This is a genomic window from Roseateles sp., assembly GCF_031397715.1.
Lineage (GTDB): Bacteria > Pseudomonadota > Gammaproteobacteria > Burkholderiales > Burkholderiaceae_C > Paucibacter_A.
The window spans coordinates 1-8,480 of record NZ_JANNMI010000333.1; the positions used below are offsets into that span (position 1 = coordinate 1).

Consider the following 8,480-nt stretch of genomic DNA (forward strand, 5'->3'; position numbering starts at 1 on the left):
GCGATCGAAAAGCCGCAAAGCTTCAGCGGTACTTCGCAGCTCAAGACCTGGCTGATCGGCATCCTCAAGCACAAGCTGGTCGATCAGATTCGCCGCAACTGCCGCGAAATGTCGACCACGCAAGAAGACGGTGAAGACCTCGATGATGATCTGTTCAAGGCCGACGGCCATTGGCGCGAGCGGCCCAAGGACTGGGGTGACCCCGACCACTGCCTGCGTCAGGTGGACTTCATGAAGGTGATGGAGGCCTGCGTCGAGCATCTGCCCGGCCAGCAAGGGCGGCTCTTCATGATGCGTGAATGGTTGGAGTTGGACACGGACGAGATCTGCCAGGAGTTGAACATCAGTCCGAGCAATCTGTGGGTCATGTTGCACCGGGCGCGGCTACGGCTGCGCGAATGTTTGCAGTTGAACTGGTTTGATGCGCAGGAGTTGCAGGCGGGGGCTGCAACATGATGGGCCTGCCTGATTGCAGGGAAATTACCCGCCTGGTGTTGGAGGGTGAAGACCGCCCACTCGGCCACGCTGAACGGCTCACCGTTCGAGCGCATTACTTGATCTGCAAGGGCTGCACCAACTTTGGCAAACAAGTCGAGTTGATGCGGCGGGCTTCCAAGCACTGGCGCAGTTACAGCGGAAACAGCGATGGCGGGAACAGCGATGGCGGGAACAGCGGTAGCGGGAATAACGATAGCGGCAATAACGATAGCGGGAATAACGATCGCTCCGGCAGCACGGACAATTGACGGCCCTTGTCTGGCGCATTTTTTGCGCCAGCCCCCTATTTGAATCTCCTTGATGAACCAACAAAACCTAGCCGACTTCATCTGGAGCGTGGCCGACACCTTGCGCGGCCCATTCAGGCCCTCGCTGTATGGCCGCATCATCCTGCCCTTCACCGTGTTGCGCCGCTTGGAATGCGTGCTGGAGCCGACCCGTGACGCCGTACTCAAGCAGCATGCCGCGCTGAAGAGCAGCAAGGTCGACCTGGACCTGCTGCTGCCGCAGGTGGCCGGCGCACCGTTCTACAACGTCTCGCGGTTCAGCCTGGCCACGCTCGGCTCCACCAGCACGCGCGCCAATCTGGAGGACTACCTGGCCAAGTTCTCGGCCAACGCAGGCCAGGTATTCGGTCACTTCGGCTTTGATAACTGGTTACTTAAGCTTGAAGAAGCCAATCTGCTCTACCTGATCACGCAGAAGTTCGCCGCCATCGACCTGCATCCGGACGCGATCTCCAACCACGATATGGGCCTGGTGTTCGAGCACCTGATCCGCAAGTTCGCCGAGGCCGCCAATGACGACGCCGGCGAATACTTCACCCCGCGCGACGTGGTGCGCCTGACCACCACCTTGGTGTTCGCGCCCGACCATGACGCGCTGGCCGGCAAGGGCGTGGTGCGCACGGTGTACGACTGCGCGGCCGGCACCGGCGGCTTCTTGAGCTCGGCCATCGAGCAAGTCAAGGAGTGGAACGCCGACACCACGCTGGTGCCCTACGCGCAAGAGCTCAACCCCGAGACCTATGCCATCTGCGTCGCCGACAAGCTGATCCAGGGCTATAACGTCGCCAACCTCAAGCTCGGCAACACGCTCAGCCATGACATGCTGCCGCGCGAGCGCTTCGACTACTGCCTGGCCAACCCGCCCTTCGGCGTGAAATGGGAGTCGGTGCAGAAGGCCGTGGCCACCGAGCACAAGGAATTCGGCCTGGCCGGCCGCTTTGGCCCCGGCCTGCCGCGCGTCGGCGACGGCTCGCTGCTGTTCCTGATGCACCTCTTGTCCAAGCGCAAGCCGGTCGAGCTGGGCGGCAGCCGCATCGGCATCGTGCTGTCGGGCTCGCCGCTGTTCAATGGCGGAGCCGGCTCGGGCGAGTCGGAGATCCGCCGCTGGATTTTGGAGCGCGACTGGCTGGAGGCCATCGTGGCCCTGCCCAACGATTTGTTCTACAACACCGGCATCGGCACCTACATCTGGGTGCTGTCCAACCACAAGCCCGCTGCGCGCGCCGGCAAGGTGCAGCTGATCGATGCAAGCAGCCTGCACAGCCCCATGCGCAAAAGCCTGGGCAGCAAACGCCGCCAGATCAGCCAGGCGCAGATCGACGAAATCGCCCGTTTGGTCGAGGCCTTCGAGGATGGGCCGCAGAGCAAGATTTTTGACACCACCGACTTCGGCTACCGCCGCATCACCGTTGAGCGCCCCTTGCGTATGCGTTTTGCCGTCACGCCGCAGCGGCTTGCCCGGTACGTGGAGGCCAAGGGTTCGGACCAGGTCGAGCGCTTCATCACGCTCAAGGACAAGGGCGCCAGCTTCGACTCTTTCGATGCGTTTTTGAAGGCGGCCGGCGTCAAGGGCAAGCTCGGCAAGCCGACCCGCAAGGCCGTGCTGGATTGTTTTGGCGAGCGTGACCCGGCGGCTCAAGCCGTGATGGAGCCGGACGGCAAATCGGCAACACCTGACCCCGAGCTGCGCGAGTTCGAGAACGTGCCGCTGAAGGAAGGCATCGAGACCTACTTCCAGCGCGAGGTGATGCCGCATGTGCCGGATGCCTGGATCTTGCGGGACAAGACCGACGAGAAAGACGGCAAGACCGGCATCGTCGGCTACGAGATCAACTTCAACCGCTATTTCTACGTCTACCAAGCGCCCCGGCCGCTGGCGGAGATCGACGCGGAGCTGCAGGCGGTGGAGGCGGAGATTGCGGCGCTATTGGGGGAGGTGACGGCGTGACGGCTCTTGAGCTGCTGGAAAGTCTGAACCTGCTGGACGAGCACGAACACGTCGAAGCCAAGACGGCACAGGACGTCGGCAAGTCCTTGCTCGAAACCATTTGCGCATTCGCCAACGAACCCGGCCTGGGCGGCGGATGGGTGTTGCTGGGCGCGCAGCGCGATGAGCGCGCGCCTGATCCCAGCTACGAAGTGGTGGGTCTGCGCGACCCCGACAAGATCGTCAGCGATCTGGCCAGCCAATGCGCAAGCATGTTCAATCAGCCCCTGCGAGTGGACATCCGCACCGAGTCGCTGCGCGGCAAAGTGGTGGCCGTGGTCCATGTCCCGGAACTGGCCGGTCACGACAAACCGGTCTTTCTGAAAGCGCAAGGCCTGCCGCGCGGCGCCTTCCGTCGCATTGGCAGCAGCGACCAACGTTGCACCGAAGACGACCTGATCGCGCTCTACCAAGGCCGGCAGCAGGAAAGCTTCGACGCCGGCCTGGTCACCGACGCCGAACTGGATGATTTCGCCCTGGAGGCTTTGGCCGAATACCGCCAATCCAGAGCCGAAGCCAATCCCGACGCCGAGGAACTGCGCTGGAGCGACGATGAGTTGCTGCAGGCGCTTGGCGCGGTTCGCCCCGGCCAAGCGGGGCGCTGGCTGCCTACGGTGGCCGGGCTGATGCTGTTTGGCAAGCCGGCCGCGCTGCGGCGTTGCTTTCCGATGATCCGGGTTGACTACATTCGCGTGCCCGGCCGCGAATGGGTGCCCGACCCGGAGCGCCGATTCGACACGCTGGAGTTGCGCGACCCGCTGTTCAGGCTCATCCGCCGCGCGCAGGCGGCCATTCTGGACGACCTGCCCAAAGCCTTTGGTCTGGCCGACGGGGACTTGCAGCGGCAGGACCGGCCGGTCATCCCGCAACGAGTGATTCGGGAGGCCGTGGTCAATGCACTGATGCACCGCAGCTACCGCAGCCATGCCCCGATTCAGATCATTCGTTTTGCCAACCGGCTGGAGATCCGCAACCCCGGGTTCTCGCTGAAATCGCCCGAGCATCTGGGCGACCCTGGCTCCACCCCGCGCAACCCCAAGATCGCCTCGGTGTTGCACGAGACCCGTTTCGCCGAGACCAAGGGAAGCGGCATCCGCGTGATGCGTGAAATGGCGGAGGCTGCCGGACTGGCGCCGCCGCTGTTCGAATCCGACCGGGGCCAGGACCTCTTCGTTGCGCGCTTCTTTTTTCATCACTTCCTGGGGGAAGACGATCTGCGTTGGCTGGCCGGCTTCAAGGATCTGGGCCTCAACGAGGCCGAGGCCCGAGCGCTGGTCGTGGCCCGCGAGGCCGGTGCCATGGACAACGCCACCTACCGCGACCTGAACAAGCTGGACACGCTGACGGCCAGCAACGCCCTGCGGCGGCTGCGAGATGCCGGCCTGTTCACGCAGCAGGGCCGGGGCTCCGCCACTTGGTACCGGCCGACCGCAAAACTGAGGGGCGAGGCTTTGATCCCGGCGAGCTTATCCAGCAACCCCCTGGCCTTATCCAGTAAGCCCGGGCCCTTATCCAGTAACCTCGGGCCCTTATCCAGTAACCCCCCGGTCTTATCCAGCAAGCTCGATGGTCTGCAGCATGCTCAACGGGCGCAACAGGCGCAGCTCGCTCGCGCGGACTTGGTGGCCGAGATGCCGGTGGCGCTGGCCGGCCGGTTGGCGCAGCTGGGCAAGCGGCGCCCGCCTCAGGACGTGCGCAATTTGGTGGAGGATCTTTGCGCCTGGCAGGCCTTGCGGGCCGACGACTTGGCCCTGCTCCTCCAGCGGCAACCCGAGACGGTGCGGCAGGACTATCTGCGCCCGCTACTCCGGCAGGGCCGCATCGTCATGACCCGGCCGGACAAACCCAATGATCCGGCGCAGGCGTATCGGGCGGTGGGGGCGCAGTTGTGAAGCCCAACAAGTTCTCAATGGCCGAACACTTACCCCGGCAATGGCAGCTCAAACGCCTGAAGTTCATCGCCATGGTCCAGACCGGCATGGCCAAAGGCAAGGATCACGGCGAGGCTGAAACCGTCGACGTGCCGTATCTGCGCGTGGCCAATGTGCAGGACGGCTACCTTGCGCTCGACGATGTGGCGACCATGACGGTGCCCGTGGCCGATCTGGAACGCTATCGCCTGCAGCCCGGCGATGTGCTGATGAACGAGGGCGGCGACTTCGATAAGCTCGGTCGCGGCCATGTCTGGCACGGCCAGATCGAGCCCTGCATCCATCAGAACCATGTGTTCGCGGTGCGCCCACACGGCGTCTCGCCCGAATGGCTGAACGCCTGGACCGGCTCGGCACCGGCGCAGTTCTACTTCATGGGGCGGGCCAAGCAAAGCACCAATCTGGCCTCGATCTCGTCCAGCAATGTGATGGAGCTGCCGGTGCCGGTGCCGCCTCCGGCCGAGCAGGTGGCGCGGCTGGCCCTGATTGACCGCGCAAGCACCCGTATCGATGCGCTGATCGCCAAGAAGACCCGCTTCATCGCGCTGCTGCGCGAGAAGCGCCAGGCGCTGATCACGCAGGCGGTCACCCAGGGCTTGGATCCGACCGTACCGATGAAGGATTCTGGTGTTGCGTGGCTGGGGCGGGTGCCGGCGCATTGGGCAGTAACTCGCATCAAATACGTCATCTCTTCCATGAGCCAGGGCTGGAGTCCCGAATGTGAGGCACGGCCAGCTGAAGGAAATGAATGGGGCGTGATGAAGGTTGGTTGCGTTAATGGTGGAACCTTTGATCGGAGTCAAAACAAGGCATTGCCGGCATCGCTGCAAGCGAGAGCTGATTTGGCGTTGAAGAAAGGTGACGTGCTGGTGTCCAGGGCGAATACGCGAGAACTTGTCGGTGGCTGTGCTGTCATCGAGCAAGATGAGCCTACTTTGATGCTGTGCGACAAGCTCTATCGTCTCGTGGTTGGCGCAGATGTTGTCCCGGCTTTTCTGGCCGCAGTCATCGTCGTTCACGGCAGGCGTCAAGTGGAAATTGAGGCTACCGGGGCAAGTTCGTCCATGGTCAATATCTCGCAAGAAGTTATCCGAGATCTCCCTGTGGCGATGCCACCAATGGGCGAGCAGAGTTTGATCATGGATCGAGTCGCACTTCGATCGGGTCAACTTGACAGCCTGATGAAGCGAGTCGTAGCCAGCGTGGCTTTGCTCAAAGAACGCCGCGCCGCCCTCATCACCGCCGCCGTCACCGGCCAGATCGACGTCCGAGAACCCACATGAGTAGGCCCGCCTCACCGCCCACGCCAGCCGACGCCGCCACGCTGCGGCCGCTGCTGGCCGAGCTGCGCACGCTGATCCGCCAGGCCCGCCAGCGCGCGCTGCGGGCGGTGGACGCCGTCCAGGTGCAGACCTGCTGGGAGCTGGGTCGGCATATCGTCGAGTTCGAGCAGGGCGGCGAGGCGAGGGCGGCCTATGGCCAGCGATTGCTGCCGATGCTGGCTGAAGGGCTGACGGCAGAGTTCGGCAAGGGCTTTGACGCGAGCAATCTTCGCTATATGCGGCTGTTCTTCAACGCCTTTCCAATTCGTGACGCACTGCGTCACGAATTGAGCTGGACGCATTACCGCAGCCTGCTCAAGCTGGAGAGCGGCAGTGCCCGCGACTGGTACATGAACGAGGCCGCCACGCAGAACTGGAGCACCCGCGCGCTGGAGCGTCAGATCGGCACGCTGTATTACGAGCGTCTGCTGGTGAGCCAGGACCGCGCCGCCGTGGTCGAGGAGGCCGGGGCCAATATTCAAAGCGAGGAAGGTGCGCCAAGTTTCAGCCCGCGCGAGTTCGTGCGCGACCCGGTGTTGCTGGAGTTTCTGGGCCTGCCGAACGCCGGCGCGCTGCTGGAGAGCGACTTGGAGCAGGCGCTGATCAAACAGTTGCAGGGCTTCTTGCTGGAACTGGGCAAGGGCTTTGCCTTCGTAGCACGCCAGCAGCGCATCAGCACCGAGAACAAGGATTTCTATGTGGACCTGGTGTTCTATAACTATCTGCTCAAGTGCTTTGTTATTTTTGACCTCAAGCGCGGCGAGCTAACCCACCAAGACATCGGGCAGATGGACATGTATGTGCGCATGTACGACGAGCTCAAGCGCGGGCCGGACGACGGCCCCACGGTGGGCATCATCTTGTGCGCGCAGAAGGACGCGTCGGTGGTGCGCTATTCGGTGCTGCAGGGCCATGAGCAGCTGTTCGCCAGCAAATACAAGCTGGTACTGCCCAGCGAAGAAGAGCTGCGCGCCGAGCTGGACCGGGAGCATGACCGGCTGAGCGGATGAGCGAGCTTGCGAGAACCCTTTTTTTACTTTGCGCCCGCCAAGTCAGCAACGCAATGGCATTGACAAGCATGGCTGCACGCAAATCTCTTCCATCCCCTTCATCCCCTCCATCCCGGCTAAATTTCTTTCTGTCTGCCTTCGCACGAGATCGATTTGATCGGCCCGGAGGAAATTTTTGGCCTGGATGGAGGGGATGAAGGGGATGAAAGAATAAGGTCGACGCCAAAGACTAAATAGAAGCAAAACCGGTCAGGGAGGACCATGTCAAAGATCCATCACGAATGCGAGCTGGAACGCCACATCGTCGAGCAGCTTCGCGCTGCCGGTTGGCTGGTCGGCGTATCGGCCGTCTATGACCGGGCGCGGGCCTTGTACCCGGAGGACGTAACGGCCTGGCTGCAGGACAGTCAGCCTGAGGCTTGGGAGAAGCTGCTGCGCCTGCATGCGGGTTCAGCGGCGGCGGCTGAAACGGCGCTGCTGGACCGGCTGGTGAAAACACTGGAGAGTGCCGAGGGCGGCACGCTGGGTGTGTTGCGGCGCGGCTTTGCGCTGGCCGGTGCGGGGCAGCTGGCGATGAGCCAGGCCCTGCCGGAAGATGCGCGCAACGAGACCACGGCGCGGCGCTACCAAGCCAACCGTTTGCGCGTGGTGCCGCAGCTGGGCTATTCGCTGGAGTCCACCGAGCGCATCGATCTGGTGTTCTTCATCAACGGCCTGCCGGTGGCGACCGTGGAGCTCAAAACCGACTTCACCCAGTCGGTCGAAGCGGCGATGACGCAGTACCGGCAGGACCGGCCAGCGAAGAACGGCAAGACCGGCCGGGCCGAGCCGCTGCTGAGCTTCAAGCGCGGCGCGATCGTGCATTTCGCGATGAGCGACAGCGATATCCGCATGACGACCCAGTTGAGCGGTGCCGCCACCTCTTTTTTGCCCTTCAATCGCGGCAATGATGGCGCGGCCGGTAACCCACCCGGCGCGGACGGCGCGTACCCGGTGGCATATCTGTGGGAGCGGGTGCTGCAAAAGGATGCCTGGCTGCGCGTGTTCCACCGTTTCGTGTTGCTGGAGCGCAAGCAGGTGCAGGATGCCAATGGCCGCACGCAGTTCAAGGAGGCCCTGATCTTCCCGCGCTTTCATCAATGGGAAGCGGTCAGCGCCCTCGTGAGCGCGGTGCGCGCCGAGGGGCCGGGCCAGCCGTATTTGATCCAGCACAGCGCCGGCTCGGGCAAGACCCACACGATCTCGTGGACGGCGCACGAGCTGATCCGCATCCGCCGGCCCGACGGCGAGCCTGACTTCCACAGCGTCATCGTCGTCACCGACCGCACGGTGCTTGACAAGCAGTTGCAGGACGCCATCGCGCAGATCGAGCACCAGACCGGCGTGGTGCGGGCGATCGACCGCGAAACCTCCAGCCTGCCCAAGAGCCAGCAACTGGCCGAGGC

The 8,480-nt window shown here is 63.4% G+C and carries 7 protein-coding genes; all 7 read left to right on the forward strand.

The annotated features are described in order from the left end of the window. Positions 1-456: sigma-70 family RNA polymerase sigma factor (locus RMO57_RS14630; RefSeq protein WP_310387821.1), on the forward strand; the 456-nt coding region annotated here is incomplete at its 5' end. Continuing rightward, a complete protein-coding gene (locus tag RMO57_RS14635; RefSeq protein ID WP_310387823.1) occupies positions 453-746 on the forward strand; it encodes a hypothetical protein in 294 nt (97 codons plus the stop codon). The genes RMO57_RS14630 and RMO57_RS14635, both read left to right, overlap by 4 nt. 52 nt (positions 747-798) lie before the next feature. After that, positions 799-2,733, forward strand: coding sequence for a class I SAM-dependent DNA methyltransferase (locus RMO57_RS14640; protein ID WP_310387825.1), 1,935 nt, complete (start codon positions 799-801; stop codon positions 2,731-2,733). Further along, positions 2,730-4,664: an ATP-binding protein gene (locus tag RMO57_RS14645; RefSeq protein ID WP_310387830.1), complete on the forward strand. Its 1,935-nt coding sequence runs from the start codon at positions 2,730-2,732 to the stop codon at positions 4,662-4,664. The genes RMO57_RS14640 and RMO57_RS14645 overlap by 4 nt, the downstream gene beginning before the upstream one ends. Continuing rightward, positions 4,661-5,986, forward strand: a complete 1,326-nt coding sequence (locus tag RMO57_RS14650) for a hypothetical protein (protein WP_310387831.1) — start codon at positions 4,661-4,663, stop codon at positions 5,984-5,986. The genes RMO57_RS14645 and RMO57_RS14650 overlap by 4 nt, the downstream gene beginning before the upstream one ends. Further along, entirely contained in the window at positions 5,983-7,035 is a 1,053-nt protein-coding gene (locus RMO57_RS14655) for a PDDEXK nuclease domain-containing protein (protein ID WP_310387833.1), read from the forward strand. The genes RMO57_RS14650 and RMO57_RS14655 overlap by 4 nt, the downstream gene beginning before the upstream one ends. A gap of 261 nt (positions 7,036-7,296) precedes the next feature. After that, the coding region (locus tag RMO57_RS14660) for a type I restriction endonuclease (protein ID WP_310387835.1) at positions 7,297-8,480 on the forward strand (1,184 nt) is incomplete at its 3' end.

Excerpts from the sequence above, each read along its gene's own strand:
- RMO57_RS14655 (WP_310387833.1), top strand. The coding sequence starts at position 5,983 with ATGAGTAGGCCCGCCTCACCGCCCACGCCAGCCGACGCCGCCACGCTG.
- RMO57_RS14640 (WP_310387825.1), top strand. The coding sequence starts at position 799 with ATGAACCAACAAAACCTAGCCGACTTCATCTGGAGCGTGGCCGACACC.
- RMO57_RS14635 (WP_310387823.1), top strand. The coding sequence starts at position 453 with ATGATGGGCCTGCCTGATTGCAGGGAAATTACCCGCCTGGTGTTGGAG.